General features: G+C 68.5%; 14 protein-coding genes and 1 pseudogene. 11 read left to right on the top strand and 4 right to left on the bottom strand.

All coding sequences use genetic code 11. The annotated features are described in order from the left end of the window. The first annotated feature begins 8 nt into the window (after positions 1 to 8). Genes VNQ78_RS08685 through tagF form a run of 9 tightly spaced genes read left to right on the top strand, consistent with a single transcriptional unit; the run spans position 9 to position 12,086 of the window. On the top strand, positions 9 to 728 hold the full coding sequence (locus VNQ78_RS08685; RefSeq protein ID WP_325688712.1) for a type VI secretion system baseplate subunit TssE: 720 nt from the start codon (positions 9 to 11) through the stop codon (positions 726 to 728). Then, positions 728 to 2,581: a type VI secretion system baseplate subunit TssF gene (tssF, locus tag VNQ78_RS08680; RefSeq protein ID WP_325688710.1), complete on the top strand. Its 1,854-nt coding sequence runs from the start codon at positions 728 to 730 to the stop codon at positions 2,579 to 2,581. Before VNQ78_RS08685 ends, tssF begins: the two co-directional genes overlap by 1 nt. After that, complete coding sequence (gene tssG / locus VNQ78_RS08675; RefSeq protein WP_325688708.1) at positions 2,545 to 3,573, top strand: type VI secretion system baseplate subunit TssG; 1,029 nt, start codon at positions 2,545 to 2,547, stop codon at positions 3,571 to 3,573. Before tssF ends, tssG begins: the two co-directional genes overlap by 37 nt. Further along, the gene (gene tagH, locus VNQ78_RS08670; RefSeq protein WP_325688706.1) at positions 3,573 to 4,862 is read left to right on the top strand and encodes a type VI secretion system-associated FHA domain protein TagH; all 1,290 of its coding nucleotides are present in this window, start codon (positions 3,573 to 3,575) and stop codon (positions 4,860 to 4,862) included. Before tssG ends, tagH begins: the two co-directional genes overlap by 1 nt. A gap of 1 nt (position 4,863) precedes the next feature. Further along, positions 4,864 to 5,328, top strand: coding sequence for a type VI secretion system lipoprotein TssJ (gene tssJ, locus VNQ78_RS08665; protein WP_325688704.1), 465 nt, complete (start codon positions 4,864 to 4,866; stop codon positions 5,326 to 5,328). Positions 5,329 to 5,338: 10 nt separating this feature from the next. Next, positions 5,339 to 6,673: a type VI secretion system baseplate subunit TssK gene (tssK, locus tag VNQ78_RS08660; protein ID WP_325688702.1), complete on the top strand. Its 1,335-nt coding sequence runs from the start codon at positions 5,339 to 5,341 to the stop codon at positions 6,671 to 6,673. Positions 6,674 to 6,679: 6 nt separating this feature from the next. Continuing rightward, entirely contained in the window at positions 6,680 to 8,083 is a 1,404-nt protein-coding gene (gene icmH, locus VNQ78_RS08655; protein WP_325688700.1) for a type IVB secretion system protein IcmH/DotU, read from the top strand. Further along, on the top strand, positions 8,083 to 11,607 hold the full coding sequence (gene tssM / locus VNQ78_RS08650) for a type VI secretion system membrane subunit TssM (protein ID WP_325688697.1): 3,525 nt from the start codon (positions 8,083 to 8,085) through the stop codon (positions 11,605 to 11,607). Before icmH ends, tssM begins: the two co-directional genes overlap by 1 nt. Continuing rightward, entirely contained in the window at positions 11,589 to 12,086 is a 498-nt protein-coding gene (gene tagF, locus VNQ78_RS08645; protein WP_325688695.1) for a type VI secretion system-associated protein TagF, read from the top strand. Before tssM ends, tagF begins: the two co-directional genes overlap by 19 nt. Here the strand turns inward: tagF and VNQ78_RS08640 are convergent. From VNQ78_RS08640 to VNQ78_RS08625, 4 genes are all read right to left on the bottom strand, one after another. Further along, positions 12,073 to 14,424 carry a type VI secretion system Vgr family protein gene (locus VNQ78_RS08640; RefSeq protein ID WP_325688693.1) on the bottom strand — a complete coding sequence of 784 codons (2,352 nt, stop codon included), beginning with the start codon at positions 14,422 to 14,424 and terminating at the stop codon, positions 12,073 to 12,075. The genes tagF and VNQ78_RS08640 overlap by 14 nt on opposite strands. Before the next feature lie 64 nt (positions 14,425 to 14,488). Then, positions 14,489 to 16,873, bottom strand: a complete 2,385-nt coding sequence (locus tag VNQ78_RS08635; RefSeq protein WP_325688691.1) for an ImcF-related family protein — start codon at positions 16,871 to 16,873, stop codon at positions 14,489 to 14,491. Beyond that, the gene (locus VNQ78_RS08630; protein WP_325688689.1) at positions 16,870 to 17,820 is read right to left on the bottom strand and encodes a M15 family metallopeptidase; all 951 of its coding nucleotides are present in this window, start codon (positions 17,818 to 17,820) and stop codon (positions 16,870 to 16,872) included. The genes VNQ78_RS08635 and VNQ78_RS08630 overlap by 4 nt, the downstream gene beginning before the upstream one ends. After that, a complete protein-coding gene (locus tag VNQ78_RS08625; protein ID WP_325688687.1) occupies positions 17,783 to 18,559 on the bottom strand; it encodes a PP2C family protein-serine/threonine phosphatase in 777 nt (258 codons plus the stop codon). Before VNQ78_RS08625 ends, VNQ78_RS08630 begins: the two co-directional genes overlap by 38 nt. Positions 18,560 to 18,653: 94 nt before the next feature. On the opposite strand from VNQ78_RS08625, the gene VNQ78_RS08620 reads away from it, so the two are divergent. Next, positions 18,654 to 19,244, top strand: a complete 591-nt coding sequence (locus VNQ78_RS08620; RefSeq protein WP_325688685.1) for an OmpA family protein — start codon at positions 18,654 to 18,656, stop codon at positions 19,242 to 19,244. Positions 19,245 to 19,367: 123 nt separating this feature from the next. After that, positions 19,368 to 19,669 (top strand): annotated as a pseudogene (locus VNQ78_RS08615) (ShlB/FhaC/HecB family hemolysin secretion/activation protein); the annotation flags it as partial.

The raw sequence follows: 19,669 nt of genomic DNA, 5'->3' as shown, positions 1-19,669 counted from the left end.
AATGTCAGATGGCCGGCCAGATCCCAGAACACCCGCAAACCGTCGCCCCCCTCGCCGCGCGGCGGGAGATGGTGCAGCCTAGCCTCTGGGACCGGCTTGTCGATGACCTGCCCGGGATCGGCGCCGAGATCGCGCGGCTGGAAGCCGCCCTCTCGGCGCACCCGGAAGACGCCTCCGCCGAGAACCGGAAGGACGAGAAAGCCCGCGACAGGGCGGCGCTTGCCCAGCTTCGCCAGCGCCATGCGCTTTTGCAGGAGCAAGGCATCCTCGTCACGCCCGCCCGGCTGCGCGAGGCGGTGCGCCGCGATATCGAGGATCTGTTCGGCATCGAACGGCTGGAGGCGCGCTATGAGTTCAGCGATTTCGAACGCCGCAACCCCTCCGCTGGCAGCGCAAGCGGGGCCGAGGATCCGGCCGACCTGCTTGCGGATTTCCCCCAAGTCCGCCGCTCGGTCCTGAATTTCGGCGTGCCCTCATTTGCCGGGCGGCGCGCCGGGGATTTCGACCATGAGGCGCTGGCCCGCGAGCTGCGCGAGGTGCTTGCCACCTATGAGCCGCGGCTGCGCCGGGACACGATCCGGGTCACGGTCGCGCCCGGAACCAGCGTCGGCCTGCGCATCCAGATCGAGGGGCTGCTGATGATGACGCCCGCGCCGGAACGGCTGCGGCTGCTCACCACGGTCGATCTGGACACCGGCATGGCCGTGACCGCGCTAGAGGATGGCTGATGGATCGCGCCTTTCTTGCGGCCTACGAGGCGGAACTGGGTCACATCCGCGAATTGGCCGGAGAGTTTGCGGCCCTCCATCCCAATGTGGCGCGCAACCTCTCGCTCGAATCCCAGCCCTGCCCCGACCCCTATGTCGAGCGTCTGCTGGAGGGGGTGGCCTTCCTCGCCGCCCGGACCCGGATCAAGGTCGAGGCCGAGGGGCAGCGTTTCACCGCAGGCGTTCTCGATACGCTCTGGCCCGATCTCGCGGCGCCGGCGCCCGCCATGTGCATGACCGTCCTCCATCCCGGCCCGCAGGTGCAGACCATGGCAAACGGGCATGTCGTGGCCCGTGGCAGTCGTTTTTCCGCCGCGAGCCATGAGGGGCTGGCGACCCGCGCGACCTACAGCACCGCGCAAGACGTGACGCTCTGGCCGATCGCGCTGAAATCTGCCGCCTATCTGCCGGACCGGGGCGCGCTCGCGGCGGCGGGCATCGCCGTCGCCGGGGCCGAGGCGGGCATCACCCTCACCCTGCAGGCGGCGGGGCAGGTCGGGCTTGCGGCAATGTCGCTCGATCGTCTGGACATCTGCTATGCGGGAAGCCCGCGCGCGCCCGCGCTTTTGGACGGGGTCTTCGGCCATGCCATCATCACGGTCCTGCGACCCGCCGGCGCCGGGGCGCATCCCGGCCTGATCGCGCCGCCCCCGGGCATGGTCGGCGTCGATGACAGCGAAGGGCTGACGCCGCGCCTGCGGCAAAGCTTCGAGGGGTTTCGCCTGCTCCGCGACTATTTCCTGATGCCCGAGCGCTTCCATTTCCTGCGACTGCATGGGCTTGCCGACGCGGTCCGCGCTTGCGGCGAGGGCGAGGCCCTCGACATCGCGATCCTCTTCTCGCGCCCGCAACCGGGGCTTGCGGGGCTCTCGGCCGCGGATCTGCGGCTTTTCGGCGTCCCGATGGTCAACCTCTTCGAGAAAGAGTGCAATTTCGTCGAGCTTGAGCCCCGCGCCACCGCCCATCCGGTCCATGCCGATCGCGGCCGCACCCGCGATTTCGAGATCTTCCGCCTGCTCAGGGTCGCCGATGCCGACCGCGAGGGCGAGGCGGCGGTTCTCTGCCCGGTCCACGCCCCCGAGGCGCGCAGGCGCCTTGGCGCGCGCTGGTGGACCGAGCGCCGTCCCCGTCGTCCCGCCAGCGACGAGGTTAGGCGCGGCCAGATGCGCAGCTCCTATCCCGGCGACGATCTGTGGATCTCGGTCTCGCGCAGCAGCGAGGCGCCCCGGCGTCTGGACATCCGCGCGCTTTGCACCAATCGCGACATCCCGATCCTCGACGACACGCCGCGCCTGACGCCCGAGGGGGCCGAGCCGGTCAGCCGCGTCGAGCTGCTGGGTACCATGCGCCGGCCGCAACCGGCGCTGTCCGGCCCGTCGCCTCAGGCGGCGGGGCGGCGCGGCGATGACCTGACATGGCGGCTGGTCGCGCAGCTCTCCTCGGGGCACCTGTCGCTGGCCGAAGCGGGGCGCGACGGTGCGCCTCTGGCGGCGCTGCTTGGCCTTTACGCCGATCGCGGCGATCCGGCGCTGGCGCGTCATGCGCGTGCCGTCGCCTCGGTTTCCAGCAGGCCGGTGATCGAGAGGCTCGCCCTGCCCGGCCCGCTGGCCTTCGGGCGCGGGGATGAAATCACGCTCGAAATCGACGAAAGCATGCTTGCGGGGGCAAGCCATCTGCTCTTGCCCGCGCTGCTTGACCGGCTGTTTGCCCGTCACGCTTCGGTCAATGCCTTCGTGCGCAGTCGCACCCGCCTTATCCACAAGCAAGAGGAGGTGACATGGCCGATGCGTCCCGGTCTGCGCGCCCGGATCTGACCGATCTGCCCCCCACCGTCGAGGCCTTCGAGCTGATGCGGCGGATGGAGAGTGCCGCGCAGGGTTTCGGCCATGCCGGCAGCGCGCAGGAGGAACCCGCCCGCCTTGGTCAGGAGGTGCGGCTTGGCCCGGCCCCTTGCGAGGTTTCGTCATGGTCCGCAGCCCAGCCCGACGCGCCCGCCCGGATCATGCTGGAAACCACCGGCCTGTTCGGCCCGGAAGGCCCGATGCCCCTGCATCTCAGCCGGCGCATCCTCGAACGCCTCTCGGAGCGCTGGTTCAGCGGCGACGACAAGGCGGAGCCGGGGGCCGATCGCAGCTTTCTGGAGTTCTGCAACCTGCTGCAACATCGGATGATGGCGCTTTACTACCGGACCTTTGCCGATGCTCAACCCGCCGTCAGCGCCGATCATGGTGACGGTGGCCGCTTCGCTTCAATGCTGGCGGCCATCGCCGGGATCGGGCTGCCCGGAACCGCGCTCTCGCTGGACGACCCGGAGCTGGCGCTGCGCCACGCCACCTCGCTCGCGGGCAGTCTGCGCAGTCCCGAGACGCTTGCGGAACTGCTCTCCGACCAGCTTGGCGCAAGGGTCGAGATCGTCGAGTTCGCGCCCCATTGGCAGGCCATCCCCGCGCATCTGGCGACGCGCCTTGGGTCGGCCCATGCCGGATTGGGGGCGGGCGCGGTGGTCGGCCCGCGCCTTTACCAGCCCCAATCGCGGGTCGAGATCCGGGTCGGCCCGTTGGACCTGCCCCAATATCGCGCCCTGATGCAGGACGGTCCCGCGCGGGCCGCGCTGGTCCGGCTGCTGGCATTCGTCATGGGCGAGGCGCTTGGCTTCGACCTGCGGCTTGTTCTGGCCGCCGGGGCGGTGCCCGCGCCGGAACTGGGGCGCGGGGTCGAGCTGGGTCGGCTGGGTTGGCTTGCCGCATCCGGGGCGCGCGATCGCAGCGACCTTGCGCTGCCGCTGGATCAAAGGCGGGCCGCGTGATGGGAGTGCTGCGTCTCATCGTGCTGTCGAGCCCGCTGCCCCAGCCGCAGACCGAGTTCCGGCTCGAGGCTGGCCATGCCGTTCTGGGGCGCGAGCCGGGCTGCGACTGGTGCCTTGTCGATCCCGAGCAATTCGTCTCGCGCCGGCATTGCCTGATCGCCGCGGCGGGCGAGGGGTGGACGATCACCGATACCAGTTCGGGCGGCCTCTTCCTCGACCTGGCGAGCGAGCCTCTGGGCCAGGGCCAGAGCGCGGCGCTGCGCGACGGGATGCGCCTGCGGCTGGGCGATGTCCTGCTGGGGGTCGAGTTTCTGGCGGCAGAGGATCCCGCCTCCCCCGCGCCGGCTATCGGCGAACCGGCGATGGGGCTCGATCCGTTCTTCGCCCCGCACGAAGCGCCCGCCGAGCCGCCGCCCCGCCCCGCCGAACTGCCCGAGCCCTTCGAGAGGACGACAGGGCGCGATGCACCCGAGCCGGTCGAGGTCGAGCGGGCAAGTCCGCCCGCCGATTTCGACGATCCCTTCACCCTCGACCCGGTTTCCACCCATCTGGAGGCGCTGGAATCCGCGTCCGACGACTGGGGCTGGGGGCCGACGCCGGTGGCCATTCCGGCAACGGTCCCGCCCAGCCCGGCAGCGGTCAACCCCGCGGACCCGACGCCCGCCGGTCCCGAGGCGAGGCCACCGCCGCCCCCCTCCGACCCGCCAGCGCGGCAGGCGGTGGAGGCCGCCGAAGCCTTCCTCCAAGGCGCGGGGCTGGAGATTTCCGGGGCCGAGAACCTCGACCTCGAGGCGATCGGCCGCCGCTATCGGATGCTGGCCGAGGGGATGGTCGCCTTGCTGCGCATCCGCGCGAGCGAAAAGGGATCGTTGGGCGTGGCGCGCACCACCCTTGGCCCGGAAGAGGTCAACCCGCTGAAATTCCTCGTCCTCCCGGAGGAGCAGGTACAGGCGCTGATCGCGCATCGGGGTGCCGGTTATCTCGACCCCGATGCCGCCATCGCGGAATCCTTCCGCGACCTCGCCGACCACCACATGCGAAGCTGGCAGGGTCTGCAATCGGCGCTGCGCCAGATGATCGATCGTTTTTCGCCCGAGGCGATCGAGGCGGAACTGGCCGAGGCGGGGACGCTGCGCAAGCTGATGGCGGGGGGCAAGTCCGCGCTGCTCTGGGACGCCTATGCCGAGCGCTGGAACCAGATCGCACGCGCGGCCGAGGACCGCTTCCTTGGCGAGGTCGGCGCGGATTTTCGCAATGCCTATGAAATTTCAAACAAGGAGGAGACATGACATGACCCGCACCCTCTTCTCGCGCCGGGCCACACTTGCGGGGCTTGGAACGCTGGCGCTGATCGCGGCCTGCGGACCCAAGGGACCGGGAACGGTCGATCTAAGCCTGTCGAACACCGCCGACGCCAATCCCGGCCCGGACGGCAGCGGGCGGCCCCTGACCCTGCAGATCCTGCAACTGCGCGGCGCGGCCGCCTTCGACGCGGCCGATCCTCTTGCCCTGCAGGATCCCGCCACCGCGCTTGGCGCCGATCTGGTCAAGGCCGAGTCGGTGACGCTGGCGCCGGGCGGGACCGCGACCAAGGCGCTGGTCCTCGATCCCTCGACCACGGCGGTCGCGGTCGTCGCGGGCTATCGCAACCCGGCGGGGAAATCGGTTCGGGCGAAGGCCGCAGTGTCTCCGACCGGGAAATCCGCCTTCGCCGTGACCGCAGGACCATCCGGCGTCACCATGACCCCCGCCTGAGGAGCGCATCATGGCCGAAGGCAACCGCGTCGTCTGGTCCGAGGGACTTTTCCTCAGACCGCAGCATTTCCAGCAGCAGGACCGGCATTTCGCCGCGCTGTTGCGGGCGATGCTGGGCGGGCTGCCGCATCAGGCATGGGGTTTCGTGACGCTGGCGCTGGACCCCGCCGCGCTCGATGCCGGGCAGGTGGCGCTGGCCAAGGCCGAGGGGCTGCTGCCCGACGGGACGCCCTTCCGCATCCCGACCGATGCCCCCGCCCCGCAGCCGGCGACGGTCGGGCGGGCGACGCCCGCGGGCGTCGTGCGGCTGGGGATCGCGCCCCGCCAGCCGGGCGCGCCGTCGATAGATCCGGTCCATGCCGATCCCGCAGGTGCGCGCTGGCGCGGCGAATGGGTGACGCTGGAGGACGAGATCCGCGGCGGATCCGAGCCCGCCGAGGTCGAGCTTGCGCGCCTTTCGACCCGCCTCATCCTGCCCGGAGAGCCGGATCACGGCGCGGTGACGCTGCCGCTTACCGGGATCGACGGGCTTGCCGCAGATGGCCGCGTCGCCCTGACCGAAGGCTGGCTGCCGCCCGCGCTGCGGCTTTCGGCAGCGCCTTGGTATGCGGGCCTCCTGAAGGAACTGGTCACCGGTCTCGACCGCATCATCGAGGCGCAAGGCGGGATGGTGCTGGGCGGCACGGGCCGTTCGGTCGAGAACTTGTTGATCCTCGACCTTGCCAATGCCGCGCGGCCGCGGCTCCAGCATCTTCTGGCGCAGGATCAGGCCCATCCGTCCGCGCTTTTCGAGGAGCTGGCCGGGCTGGCGGGGCGGATGGCGACCTATGGATCGTCGACGCGCAGGCTCTCGACCCTGCCCGATTACGACCATGCCGATCCGCGGCCCGCCTATGCGGCGCTTGCGGATGCGCTGCGCTCGCTCATCCTGTCGCTGCGCCATGTCGAGCCGAAGTCGCGCAGCCTGCCTGTCGCCCGGCACGCCCCGAATGTCTGGAAGGTGCGGATCGACAATCCCGAATTCCTGCGCTCCAGCCGGGTGGTGCTGCGCGTCGGCTCGGAGATGTCGGATGACCGGCTGATCCAGCTTTTCACCCGTCAGGTCACGGTCGGCGCGGCGGATGAGTTCGAGACGCTCTGGACCTCGCGCCTGCCGGGTATCCCGCTCCGGCCGCTGCATTCCCAGCCGCGCGAGATCCCCTATGACGGCGAGCGTCTTTGTCTGGAACTGGACCGGAAATCCGAACATTGGACCCGGCTGCAAAGCGCGCCGGGTTTCGTTCTGGGCGTGTCCGGCACGCTGGAGCGCGAGCCCGAGATCGACTGCTACGCGATCAGCAGGTAGGGGGCGATGGGCGACAGCAACGATCCCTTCGGCCTTGGCGACAGCAACCGCACCCGCATCCGTCCGCTGGGCGCGGGACGCGCGGCGACGCCCCAGACGCCGGGCGGACCCTCGACCCCGCCTGCGGCATGGCAGTCGCCCCCGGTGAACCAGCCCTCATGGTCCTCCGGCCCCGCTGGACAGGCGCCGCGTGCGCGGCCGGGAAGGCTCCACCCCAACCCTCTGGTCGCAAGTCATGCGACCTTGCTGGAACTCGCCCCGGAACTCGAGCGCGCGAACCCGCCCGACCAGCCCGACGCGCTGCGCGCCCGGCTGCAGGCGGTGCTGACCGAGGGGCGCGATGCCTCGGTCGCCAAGGGTCTGGCGCTGACGCAGGCCGATCAGGGCGCGTGGTTCGTCGCGGCGCTTCTGGACGATCTTGCGCTCAACACGCCTTGGGGGTCGCAAAGCGCGTGGCCCCGGCATCCGCTGGTGACGCAGATCAGCGGTGAGGTCGATGCCGGCACGCGCTTTTTCGACCGGCTGGACGGGTTGATGCGCAATCCCGCCGTCGAGCGCGACCTGCTGGAACTGGCATGGCTCTGCCTCTGTCTTGGCTTTCGGGGCAAGTATCGGGTGCAGGGCAGTCAGGGCGAAGGGGCGCTGGTGGCGCTGCGTAGCCAGATCGCAAGGCTGCTGCGCGACCCCGAGCGCGAGGCGGCCCCGCTTGGCCCCCATGCGGCGGGCGTGGCCGCACCCGATACGCCAAGGCGCTTCGCCGTCCCGCTCTGGACCATCTGGCTGGGCGCGGCGGGGCTGGTGCTGGTCATGCATACCGGCCTTTCGATCCATCTGGCCGGCAAGGCCGAGGGGCTTTTCGCGCAGGTGGCGGGGCTGCCACCCCCCGACCGCGCCGCGATCTTCCGCCCGCCCCGGCAAAGCGACGTGCCCGCCCTGCCCGCCGCGCCCGTGACGGATGCCATGCTGCCGCTGTTCGAGGCGGCCGTGCCCAAGGCCCTGCTGCCGGCGATGCAGGGCAAGGAGACGGCGGCGCTGGTCGTCCTGACCGTGCAGGCCAGCAATCCCGAGGTCTTCCGCTCGGCCAAGGCCACGCTGAACCCGGCCTATGATCCGCTGATCGACGCAATCGGCAAGACCATCGCGGCCAATATCCACCGCGTCGGCGGCGTCTTGGTCAGCGGCCATACCGACAGCATTCCGGTCCAGCGCAGCAATCCCTTCGCCTCGAACCAGGGATTGTCGGAGGCAAGGGCTAAGACCGTCGCCACCGCGCTGGCCGAGGCCGGGGTTCCCGCCGAACTGGTCCGCTCCGACGGCCATGCCGCGCTGAAGCCGGTCGCGGATAATGCGACCCGCGCGGGTCAGGCCAAGAACCGCCGGGTCGAGATCCTGATCGAGAAACGCCAATGATGCGGGTGATCAAAGCCATTTTCCGCTTCCTGCTGTCACGCGGCTTCTGGACCTTCGTGGGGCTTGCGCTGCTGGCCGCGGCGATCTGGTTCTATGGCCCCCTGATCTCGGTCGGGGAAAGCGCGCCGCTGGAAAGCGTCGAGATCCGAGTGCTTTGCCTTGGCGCGATCCTCGTCCTGTGGCTGGTGATCCTGCTGATCGGCCAGATTCGCGCGGCGCGGCGCAACCGCATGTTCGTGACCGAGCTGGCCGCGCCTTCGGTGATCGCGGCCGAACCCGGCGCGGGGGACGAGATCGGGACGCGCTTTCAGGAGGTTCTGGCCTCGCTCGCCCGCTCGCGTCTGGGCAAGCGGCGCTTCCTGCGCGAGATGCCGTGGTATGTCATCATCGGTCCCCCCGCGACAGGCAAGACCACGGCCTTGCGCCAATCCGGCCTGAATTTCCCGATCGCGCTTTCCGATGACCTGAAAGGCGTCGGCGGCACCCGGAATTGCGACTGGTTCTTCACCGAAAAGGCGGTGCTGGTCGATACGGCCGGGCGCTATACCGACCAGTCGAGCGACGCCCAGCAGGACGCGGCGGAATGGGGCGCGTTTCTGGACCTGCTGAAGAAGCATCGCGGCAAGCGCGCGTTGAACGGCGTCATCGTGGCCCTGTCGATGGAAGACCTCCTCTCCTCTGAGACCGTGCTGCGCCGCCATGCGCGCGAAATCCGCAAGCGGCTGGCCGAGATCGGCGAGCGGCTGGAAATGCAGCTTCCGGTCTATCTGCTGCTGACCAAGGCCGATCTGCTGCCGGGGTTCGAGGCCTTCTTCGGCGCGATGACCGCGCATGAGCGGGCGCAGGTCTGGGGCGCGACGCTGCCGGTCGATGCCCTGCCCGAACCGGATGCGGTCACGCGCGAGGTGCATGGGCTCGGGGCCGTGCTGGAGGGGCGGCTGGATGCCCGGCTGGCCGAGGAACCGGCGCTGGCCCAGCGTGCCGCGATCTTCCGCTTTCCGGCCGAGTTCGAGCGCATCGACCAGCCCTTGCGCCTGCTGATCGAGGCCGCGTTCAGCGAGAACCGCTATGAGCAGGCGCCGTGGCTGCGCGGGATCTACCTGACCTCGGCCACGCAGGAGGGCTCGCCGCTGGACCGGATGCTGGCGGGTCTGTCGGCGGGCTTCGGCCTTTCGCCCGCGCCCGCGCCCCATCGCGCCATGGGCGAGAAGCGGTCCTTCTTTCTGCATGACCTGTTCGACAAGGTGATCTTCGGCGAGGCCGGGCTTGGCATCTTCGACCCGCGCGCCGAGGAGCGCCGGACATGGTTCTGGCGCGGGTCGCTGGCGGCGGCGGGACTGCTGGTCCTTGTGGCGGGTCTGGCGTTCCTCTTCAACTTCACCCGGCAATCCGGGGCATTGGCCGACCAGCAAAGCCTGTTCACCGACCTCTCGGGCAGATTGTCGGTCGCCGCCTCGCGTCAGGTGCCGGTCGATCGGCTTGACCTGCCGGTGGCGCTGGATGCGATCACGCAGATCGAGGCGGCGCGCACGCCACTGCCGCAAGGCAAGCTGGCGCTGATCGGCCCCTCGGCTGCGGCCGAAATCAATGGCGCGAACCAGCAGGCCTATGATCGGGGGCTGCGCAACCTGCTTGAGCCGCGCATGGTCGCGCTGCTTGAGCAGACGATGTGGCGCAATATCACCGACCCGGAATTTCTGCTCGGCGCGCTCAAGTCCTACCAGATGCTGACCGGACTTGGCCCCTATGACCGCGCATGGCTGGCCGAATGGTGGCAGCAGGTTTTGCCGGGGGCGGCGGCGACCCCGCCCTTCCCGACCGATTCCGCGCGCGATCACCAACTGGCCGCGCTGGACCGCCTCGCCTCGGACGAGACGCGGATCGCCCCTGACCCGGCCCTCGTCCAAGCGGCGCTCGAGGCGATCTGCACGGTGCCGCTGGCCGATCGCGCTTATCGCAGCCTGATGTCCGAGCCGGAGATCACCGCCCTCGCGCCCTGGATACCCGCCGAAAAGGCCGGGCCGATGGCGCCCAAGGTCCTGACCCGGCTTTCGGGCAAGAACCTGCGGCAGGGCATTCCCGGCGCCTTCACCTGGCAGGGTTTTCACGAGGTGGTGCTGCCGCTGCTGCCCAGCGTCGCCGAAATGGCGATGCATGACCGCAAGGTGTTCTCGGGCGGTTGCGCGGAAAGCTCGGATGCCTCGGTCGAGACGCTGCAGACCGACATGCTGAAACGCTATCAGGACGAGTTCATCAGCCAATGGGACAGCTTCCTGCAGGACATGCGCCTTGCGCCGATCACCGACCTCGCGACGGCGACCGAGAACCTGAAGGATCTTGGCGGGCCTGACAGCAGCTTGCGGCGGCTGGTCATCGCGATCGTGGCCGAAACCGACCTGACCCGCCCCGCCGAAGGGGGCGGCGGGCCGACGGTCAGCCCCGGCGTTGTCAAGAAGGTGATGGCGCGGCTGGGACTGGCCAAGGCGGGCAAGGTCGCGACCGGGCTGGCCAAGGCGACGGCCTCGGGGGCCGAAGCGCCGCCGCCCGGCATCGGGATCGCCCAGCATTTCGCCCCAATCAAGTCCATGGTGGTCGAGGTCGAGGGCAAGCCGCCGGGCCTTGTCGATGCCGAGACGGCGCTTGCCGCGCTTTCCAAGGAATTGCTCGCCGTGCAGGCCAGTCCCGACCCCAAGGCCGCATTGCTGGCGCGCGGCGGCCTGCCGCAACTGACCGGAGATCTGCGCAATGTCGCCGCGACGCTACCACAACCCGTCGACAAATGGCTGGACAGCATCGCTGGTGACACGATCGGCGTGACACGCGACGCGATCATCGCCCAGCTCAACGCGCGGTGGCGGGCGGATGTCCTGCCCTTCTGCCTGCGCGCGACCGACGGGCGCTATCCCTTTGTCGCCGGTTCCCTGATCGACGTGACCCAGCAGGATTTCCAGCTGCTTTTCGGCCCCGGCGGCCAGTTCGACCTCTTCACCACCGAGGCGCTTGCCCCCTATATCGACACGGCCAGCCGCCCTTGGCGCTGGCGTGCCGATCTGGGTCTGGACGCGCGCAGGCTGGCACCGTTCGAGCAGGCGCGCAAACTGCGCGATGCCCTGTTTCCGGGCGGAGCCGGTCCGGTCATGGCCTTTGTCCTTGAAGCCAAGGATCTGAGCCCGAATGCCGGACGGGTGACGCTGGACGTGGACGGCCAGACGATCGTTTATAACAACGCCGCCACCCGTCCCGTCGCGATGACCTGGCCGGGCAAGAACGGCACCAACATGATCTCGCTGAGCTTCTCTCCGGTCGATGGCTCCGGCGAAGCCTTCCAGCAGGAGAACGGCCCGTGGGCGTGGCTGCGCCTGATCCGCAAGGCGGGGCTGACCCCCACCGCACGACCTGAAGCCTATGGGCTGCGGCTTTCGAACGGACCTTACGCGGCCAATTTCGAGTTGCAGGCGGCCTCGGTCGTGAACCCATTCGACCTGAAGATGTTTGGCGATTTCAGATGTCCGGAGCAGTTCTGAACCCGGTGACGGGCTTCTGGGGCAAGCTGCCCTCACGCGGAGATTTCGTCGGCCGTGGCCTGCCCGATCCCTTTCGCCGGAAATGGGACCGCTGGGTCGCGACCCATCTGGCGGGGCGCCGGAACTGGCCCGAGGGTGGGCTGCGGCTGCGCATCGCCTCGGACACATGCGAGGCAGTTGGGCTTCTTCTGCCATCCACGGATGCGGCGGGCCGGCCCTATCCGCTGAGCCTGTTCCTGATCGCCGATACCCTGCCCGGACCCGACGCGCTGGAGGCTTGGTGCGAGGCGGCACTGGGCGTCGGGTCGGAAACCGATCCCGACAGGCTGCTTCTGGCGCTCGGGGCGCTTCCCCTGCCCGAGGCGCAAGACGTCGCCGCCCCCCCCGCGCTGATCTTCTGGCGCCGGGGCGGAGAGGCGCTTGCCGCCTCGCCCGACAAGCCCGGAGTGGCGCTCGACCGGATCTTCAGTTCTGGTTGATCTTCGAGCCTTTGATCGTCGTCTCACCAGATGCGTTGACGTTGATCTTGCCCGAGCCCTTGATCGTGATGTCCTTGCCCTCGATGGTGATCGTTCCGTCCTTTTTCATCACGATCGCCGCCGAGCCGCAGGTGATCGCAATGGAATCCGCCGCGACGATGGCAAGATCCTTGCCCACATCCAGCACCATCTTGCCCGTGACATTATGCGCCTCGTCGCCGCCAACCTTGGTCGCGCGGGTCTTTGTGACGTCCAGCAGGGATTCGCCGCCGATCTTCTCGGAGCGGTTCCCGTCGGCGGAATGGGTGCGGTTTCCCCGCACGCTGACCGTCTCGTTTCCGGTGATGCTGGTCATGCGGTTGCCGCCGACCGTCCAGCCATCGTCGGCGCTGATATTGTGGCTCTGCCCCGCCATCACGGTCATGCTGCGCTGGCCGGTGACGGTATTGGTCTGCGCCGCACCGACGCTGCGGGTTTCGGTCGCGATGACGCTGTCGACGCGCGCGGCCTTGACCGTCACGGTCTGGTTCGCCCCGACGGTCTGGGTATGCGGGCCGTCGATATTCTCGGTCGAACTGGCATGGATATGGATCGTTTCGGTCGCATGGACCTCCAGCTTGCGATGGCCGCCGACCGTCTCGGTGTCATTCACCCCGATCGAAACGGTGCGGTTCGCCTTCACCTCGGTCGACTTGTCATTGCCGACGCTTTCGGTGCGGTCATGTCCGACCGACTGGGTGGCGTCGTTGACGACATCCTCGATCCAGTCATGGCCGATCTTGCGCGTTTCGTCATTCTTGACCAGTTCGTTGTGATCCTTCTGGGCCTGAAAATACACCTCCTCCTCGCCCGCCCTGTCCTCGAACCGCAACTCGTTCCAACCGCTGGCATTGGGCGAGCTCTGGGATTTCCAGCCCGACTGGGTCGCATTGCCGGGCAGCTCATAGGGTGGCATCTGTTCGGCATTGTAGACGCGGCCGGTGATGATCGGACGGTCGGGATCGCCGTCGAGGAAATCCACGATCACCTCTTGCCCAATGCGGGGGATCTGGATGAACCCCCAACCCGAGCCGGCCCAGGTCTGGCTGACCCGGACGAAACAGCTTGAATTCGCATCGCGCCCGCCCTGCCGGTCCCAGTAGAACTGCACCTTCACCCGCGCATATTCGTCGGTATGGATCTCCTCGCCCGCGGGGCCGACGACCAGCGCGGTCTGGGGGCCGCGCATCGGGGGGCGCGGCGTGCGCCGCTCGGGGCGAAAGTCGATCCGGGCCGGGGCGCAGAGAACCCGGATGCTGCAACCGACAAGGTCGTCCTCCTCCCCCTCACGCACCCGGCCGGAGCGGATCTGGGAATCCCACAGGTGATAGGCGGCGCGCAGGACGATATGCCGCTCGTTCTCGGCCTCGCGGGGGAAGCCCTCCAACGTGAAGCTGCATCCCGGCTCCAGCGTTCTGGCCCAGCCCTCGGCCTCGACGCGCTCATGCGCGGCCTGCCCCTCCTGCAGGCGGATCGCGGCCAGATGTTCGCCCCGGTCACGCTCCAGATGGCGGCCGGGGTAAAGATAGGAGGCGCGCGAATCCTCGCCATGCTCAAGCGGCTGGCGCCGCGTCGCCATCAGGTCCGAAGAGGGCTTCAGGAAATCGTAATCGGTCTGCGCAAAGCTGCCGATCCGCACCGCGGCCTTCGGGATCCAGCTTGTCAGGCAGTTCTGGTCGCGGGCGAGGGCCGGGCTGTGCGCCTCGAACAGGACCATATCGGCGCCCGAGGCGGCCTGCATGGCAGAATTGTTATCTGCCAATATGGTAACATGCTTTCCCTCGAAATGTTCGAAGAAATAGAAGATCCCCTCCTCCTCCATCAGGCGATGCAGGAAGTCGAGGTCGCTTTCCCCGAACTGGACGCAATAGTCGCGCTTGGGATAGCGGTCCGTCAGCCGTTTCTCGATCACGACGTCGGGATAGGCGCGCAAGACCTGATCGATGATCTCGACCACGCTGAGATTCTGAAAGATGCGGTTGTCGGTCGCGAGGCTCGCAAACCACAGCGCCGGGCGCAGCAGCATCCGGTAGAAGGCCAGATCCTCCCAGATCTCGACCAGCCCGAATTCGCTGACGAAGCCGTCGAAATGGCGCGGCTCGATCGCGCCGTCTCCGGCCACGCCGACCGTCGCCCGTTTGCCCAGAACCGAGGCCGCCTTGAGGTCCAGCGTCCGGGCGGCGATGAACAGCTCGAAAGCGAAGGGGGTCGAGATCTCGGCCACGCCTTCCATGCGCTCGAAGTCGAAAGGCTCGGTGATGCCGGAAATCTCGGTGGTGATGTCGCGGGCCTGCAGCATGTGCAACTCCTGCCTATCTCAGTTCGAAACTGCCCCGCCGCATCGGCGACGAGGCGATGAAATCTCAAAGCACCTGCGGACAGCTCAGCCCGGAAATCAGCCGCCTTGCCGAAAGCGGGTTCGCTGGGCTGTCGAAGCGCAGTTCGACGAACATCCGGGCGCCATCCTTGCGCATGTCGATCAGGAACCGCTGCCCGCCCTCACGCTCGCGCAGGCGCAGCGGCGCGAGGAGGCGCAGCAGCCCCCATTGGCCCGGCTGTTCCAGCACCGCATTGCCGCCGGGGCCGGTGAAGCTGACCTGTATTCCGCGCGCCGGCTCTCTGCCGGGCCATTGCAGCGGCAACTCATCGCCCGTGCCGCCCAATTCGCCGCCGTCGCCCCCCAGAAACATCGCCGCCCGACCCCGCAGGGCAAGCGCCGACGCACCGATCCTGCGGCCCTCGACCATCGCCGGGCCGGCCGCCATCGCGCGCTGAAGGAAGGCGGCGCTTTCCGGCGACAGTCCGTCAAAGCGGGCCTCGGGGTTCCAGCGCCATGGGTTTTCGTCGCGCAGCAACATGTCGGCGGCGTTGAGGCCGACAAAACGCTGGATCGCCCCACCCGGCCCAAGCAGCGCCGCGACTGCCGCGGGATCAGCGTCGGGCCCCTCGGCAAAGGGGAAGCGCCCTGCAAGTGCCGGTCCGCAAAGCGGCAGAACCTCGTTCTGCCACGCCTTCGTCAGCGGATTGGTCAGGTTCGAGGTTTCCGCAGCCCGGCTTTCAGCCAGCGTATCCTCGACCAGATGCCCGATCAGCGGCGGGGCCGAGCGCAGCACCCGGACCGAGCGCGCCTGCCCCTGCACCGAAAGCAGCCGCCGCTGAGCGTCGATGGCGTCCCGGTCCATCAGACCCAGCGCGACGTTCAGCTCGGCGAAAAGCTCTCCGATCCGGTCGATCCTGCCGGTCTCGACATATTGGATCTCGGGGCCGAAGCGCACGGCGATCTGCTGCTGCAAGGCAAAGGGCCGCTGCCGGTCGGTACCGCCCACCTGATGCCAGACTTCGGAGATCAGTGCCGCGAGCGGCGTGTCCGGGCGCGAGAGAAGCCCCGACACAAGCACCGCCCTGCGGCGGTCGTCGAATGAACGCAGCCGCAGGTCCGAAAGCCAGCCCTCCCATTCCTCCAGCGTTGCCAATTGCAGCAGGGCAAGCACCCGGTCCCTGCTGTCCGCCTGCGCCGGCAGCGGCGCGTCGAAAAGGCGGAGCGATGCCTGACGGGCGGCCTCCACCGCCCCCTCCGCCCCGTCGCGCAGGGCCATGTCCCAACCCGCCGCGGTATAGAGCCCGGCGATCGGCGTCCGCAGGTCGCGGCCCGAGCGGCGCTCGGCTATCTCGGGCAGCACGGGCAGCGCGGCCTCGGGCTGCCAGTCCGGCAACGCGGCGGCCGCGCCCGAGCGGCGCAGTTCCAGAAAGGCGCGGTCGGCCTCGCTTGCCTCGGCGGCAAGCTGCCGGGCCTGCGCCAGCAATTCGGGATCGACCTCGGGCAGGCTGGTCGCCGGTCGCCTCGACAGCGCGAGAAGATGCGGCGCGAGCCCCGCGAGGTTCGGATCAAGCGCGGCGCGGTCGCTGGCCCAGCCGGCAAGCCAGGCGGGTTGCCAGTCCATTGCCCCCGTCAGGATCGACCAGGCGCGCAGCGTGTCATAGGCCGCGCCCGGCTCGCCCTCGCTGGCAAGGGCGCGGCTGATGCCCTGCGCCAGATTGCCGGACAGATGCAGGATGCGCGCCGCCTCCAGCGTCTCATATGCGCGGCGCGACGGATCGCGACCCGTCACCGCAGCAAGGGGCCGCAGCCTGATCTGCCCCACCCCCTCGGAGAGGCGGTCCGCCGCCAGCGCCAGCCGATCGAGGCGCGCGCCAAGATCGGGAAAGGCGGCGGCACGGTCCAGCCCCGAGGCCAGCGCCTCGGCCTGAAAGATCTCATCAAGCGCACTGCCCTGCCGGTGTTCGACCCAGAAGGCCCAGCAAACAGCTGCGGCAAGCCAGGTCGAGGCCAGAACGGCCAGCATCCCGCCCCAGCCCGGCGAGCGGGTCTGGCTGAAGGCGCGCCGCTGCGCCTCGACCCGGTCGAGGCAGTCCTCGACCAGCCCGCGCACCGGGTCGAGCGCCGCGCCACCCCGCGCCAAAGCCTGTTCCAGCATCGCCGGTTCCATCGCATCGAAGCCCCGCGCCGCATCCTCCCAGCCCGAGAGGAAACGGTTCGCCGAACCCGATTCCAGCAAAAGCAGCGCCAGCGCGCCCCGCGCCGCGACGACGGCCTGCGGCTCCAGCCCGGCGCGCTGCGCATCGGTGCGAAAGCGGTCGAGCAGCACCCGGCCATGCGCGGCCAAGGGCGAGGCGGCCTCGGCCACGGTCGGAAGCCGCGCCGCATAGGCGAGGACCGGCGCCGACAGCCTGTCCAGCAGCGCGCTCACAGCTTGCCCTCGGCCTGCCACTTGCGCAGGGTCTCCTCGCCGACCTCGAAATGCATGGAATCCTCGCGGCTGTTATAGGCCGCGCCCCAGAACCACCCCTCCTCGTTGAAATATTCCGCAAGGATCAGCAGGCCGAATTGCGTGCCGCCGTCCCCGAAGCCGTCAAGCTGCTTTTCCAGCGTGATGTCGATTGCCGTGCCCCAGGAATGGTTCGAGATCGAGGTCGAGGAGCCGCGGATGAAGCGCGCGCAAAGCGCCCCCGCCGTCCCTAACTTGGCATAGATGTCGGGATCGCTCGCCTTCAGCTTGTCGAGAACCACCGTCAGGCTGTCCAGCGCCGGCTTGAGCATCGTGACCGTGATCGGGCCGATCTGGCGCGTCTCCTTCAGCGCGCTCAGGCGCGGATTGGTCAGGGGGCGGCAATCGGTGCCGTAATCCTCGCGCGGGTTGCCCAGAATGGCGAACATGGTCGCGTTTCGCGGCTGGGTGATGCCCTTGTTGAACTTGGCCTTGGCCAGCTTCATCTGTTCGGTCAGCGCCTCGGTCGGGGTCTGCTCGAAATCCTCCGAGCCGAGGTCGGCGGGCATGTCTGCCCCCACGGGCGGGGCCACGACCGGCGCGCGGTTCGCCATCAGGCTGACCTCGTCGCGCAGGCGCGCCATATCGGCTTGCAGGCCCAGACGTTCGGTCCGGGCCGAGGCCAGTTCCTCGCGCAGGGTCGCGCTCTCGGCCTCGAGGCGGGCCAGCCTTTGCTCGACCCCCAGATCGGCGCTGTCGAGGAGCCAGGTCGTGACGGCAAAGCAGATCGCCCCGACGACCACGCCGATCGCGACGATGATCGGCGCGGCGAGCGAGCCCCCCGAACGCGATCCCCTGACCGGGCGGGACGTCGCGGCGGGGCGCGGAACCTCAGCCCTCCGTGATGTCGATGACGATGACCGAGACATTGTCTGGGGCTCCACCCGCAAGCGTCTGGCGCAGCAGCATGGCGCTGGCGGCATCCGCCGGGGTTCCGGTTGCGATCGTCGTTCCGGGGCGCGTGGCATGAAGGACCGCGATCAGCGCCGCGTCCGGCAGCACATTGGTCAGCCCGTCCGAGCAGAGCAGAAGCCGGTCCCCCGCCTTCAGCCCCACCACCCGGAAATCCGGCTTGCCGCCCGTCCCGACGGCGCGCGTCACGACATTCGACTGGGGATGGCCGCGCGCCGCCTCGGCATCGACCTTGCCCGCATCGACCATTTCCTGAACCAGCGAATGATCGCGCGTCAGTTGCGAGAGCCGCCCTTCGCGCAGCAGATAGGCCCGCGCATCTCCCGCCCAGGCCAGCACCGCCTCGTCCGTGCGGATCACGACTGCGACCGCGGTGGCCCCGATCAGCGCCCCCTCCGCGGCGCCACGCGCGGAAATCGCCGCATCGGCCGCCGCGAAACGCGCGGCCAGCTCCTCGGCGGGATCACCGTCGTCGGGGATGCTTTCCAGCGCGTCGATAACCTGCTCGGCCGCATAGCCGCCCAGCATGTGACCGCCCATGCCGTCAGCCACCGCCCAGACCCGCCCGGATGGATCGACAAGGATCGCATCCTCGTTCTCGGGCCGGACGGCGCCGCGATGGGTCAGACCTGCCCCTCGGGCAACAAGGCCGCGCTGCGTGATTGGACCCTTGATCGAATGATCATTTGCAGGCACGCGAGCCTCGCTTGAAAACGGCACGATCATTGAAAACGAGACCATCCTAGCGTAGAATCCCCCGAATAGGATGCAGTTTTTTCGTGGAGCTTGAATGGCCCGTTCGTGTTGCGTCTTATCTGCTTTTCTATTGCTGTGCTTTGCGCCCGCATTTGCGCAAGACCTGACCGAGGAACAGATCCTTCAACGGTTCGAGGCGCAGCGCGAGATCCTGCGAGATAACGAGACTGCGCCAAAGACGCGGGGTTTCGACATGATATCCTCGCCCGATTCCACCAACGACTTGCCTGCGGGAACGCAGAACGCCGGAAAACCCGCAAGCGAGGTGGTCTTTGCCGAAGTTTCGCCGGAATTGCAGGTCAATCTGGCCATCCGCTTCGCCTTCGACTCGGCCGTGATCGCACCCGATCAGCGGCCGGCGCTGGAAAAGATGTGCGCGGTCATGCGTAAATCCGATATCGGCATGTTTCGCATAATTGGCCATACCGATGTCAAAGGCAGCGCAAGCTATAATGAAAATCTTTCACGGCTTCGGGCCGAGGAGGTGCGCCGCTGGCTGATCAGCGATTGCGGTATTGCAGCCACTCGCATGGAAGCCATTGGAATGGGCAAAAAATTTCTGGCCAATCCAGCAAATCCGCTGGGATCCGAAAATCGTCGTGTCGAGTTTCAGGCAATAAGCTGACAAATTCGCCGAGGGCCTTGGCAAAACCGTTATTGCGCCTTCGGGCCGCATGATAATCTGAGTCGCAGTTATTCTGGAGGAGCAGGTTTGGCTATTTTGCGACACAGACTCGGGACTGCCTCGGTGGCGATCACTGCCTTGCTCTGCGGCGCGGCTTTGGCCCAGACGGCATCGCAGGTCACGAAGCCCAGCTACCAGCCCCCGCTGCAACGCATGACCGGCTCGCTTGTCTTCAGCGGTGCGCCGGGTCTGGCGGCGCCGGAGGGCGCGGATCGGCTCAGCGTCCAGTTGTCCGGCGTCTCGGTAGATGGCGCGCTGCCGGGGGGCGAGGCGGCGGTGGACAGGATGCGCCAGCGCCTGACCGGCAAACGCGTTCCGGTCTCCGAGATATTCACTGCTGCCTCCGATCTCGAGGCGGCCTATGT

Origin of the sequence: Paracoccus sp. (in: a-proteobacteria), assembly GCF_035556475.1 — a bacterium.
Lineage (GTDB): Bacteria > Pseudomonadota > Alphaproteobacteria > Rhodobacterales > Rhodobacteraceae > Paracoccus.
Note: the sequence above shows the minus strand (reverse complement) of the source record. Positions and strands in the feature narration are given on the sequence as shown.

What these genes read in the sequence shown, in the direction of transcription:
- tagF (WP_325688695.1), top strand. Translation starts at nt 11,589, where the DNA reads ATGTCCGGAGCAGTTCTGAACCCGGTGACGGGCTTCTGGGGCAAGCTG.
- tssM (WP_325688697.1), top strand. Translation starts at nt 8,083, where the DNA reads ATGCGGGTGATCAAAGCCATTTTCCGCTTCCTGCTGTCACGCGGCTTC.
- tagH (WP_325688706.1), top strand. Translation starts at nt 3,573, where the DNA reads ATGGGAGTGCTGCGTCTCATCGTGCTGTCGAGCCCGCTGCCCCAGCCG.
- tssK (WP_325688702.1), top strand. Translation starts at nt 5,339, where the DNA reads ATGGCCGAAGGCAACCGCGTCGTCTGGTCCGAGGGACTTTTCCTCAGA.
- VNQ78_RS08620 (WP_325688685.1), top strand. Translation starts at nt 18,654, where the DNA reads ATGGCCCGTTCGTGTTGCGTCTTATCTGCTTTTCTATTGCTGTGCTTT.
- tssG (WP_325688708.1), top strand. Translation starts at nt 2,545, where the DNA reads ATGGCCGATGCGTCCCGGTCTGCGCGCCCGGATCTGACCGATCTGCCC.
- VNQ78_RS08630 (WP_325688689.1), bottom strand. Translation starts at nt 17,820, where the DNA reads ATGTCTCGGTCATCGTCATCGACATCACGGAGGGCTGAGGTTCCGCGC.
- tssJ (WP_325688704.1), top strand. Translation starts at nt 4,864, where the DNA reads ATGACCCGCACCCTCTTCTCGCGCCGGGCCACACTTGCGGGGCTTGGA.
- VNQ78_RS08685 (WP_325688712.1), top strand. Translation starts at nt 9, where the DNA reads ATGGCCGGCCAGATCCCAGAACACCCGCAAACCGTCGCCCCCCTCGCC.
- icmH (WP_325688700.1), top strand. Translation starts at nt 6,680, where the DNA reads ATGGGCGACAGCAACGATCCCTTCGGCCTTGGCGACAGCAACCGCACC.
- tssF (WP_325688710.1), top strand. Translation starts at nt 728, where the DNA reads ATGGATCGCGCCTTTCTTGCGGCCTACGAGGCGGAACTGGGTCACATC.
- VNQ78_RS08640 (WP_325688693.1), bottom strand. Translation starts at nt 14,424, where the DNA reads ATGCTGCAGGCCCGCGACATCACCACCGAGATTTCCGGCATCACCGAG.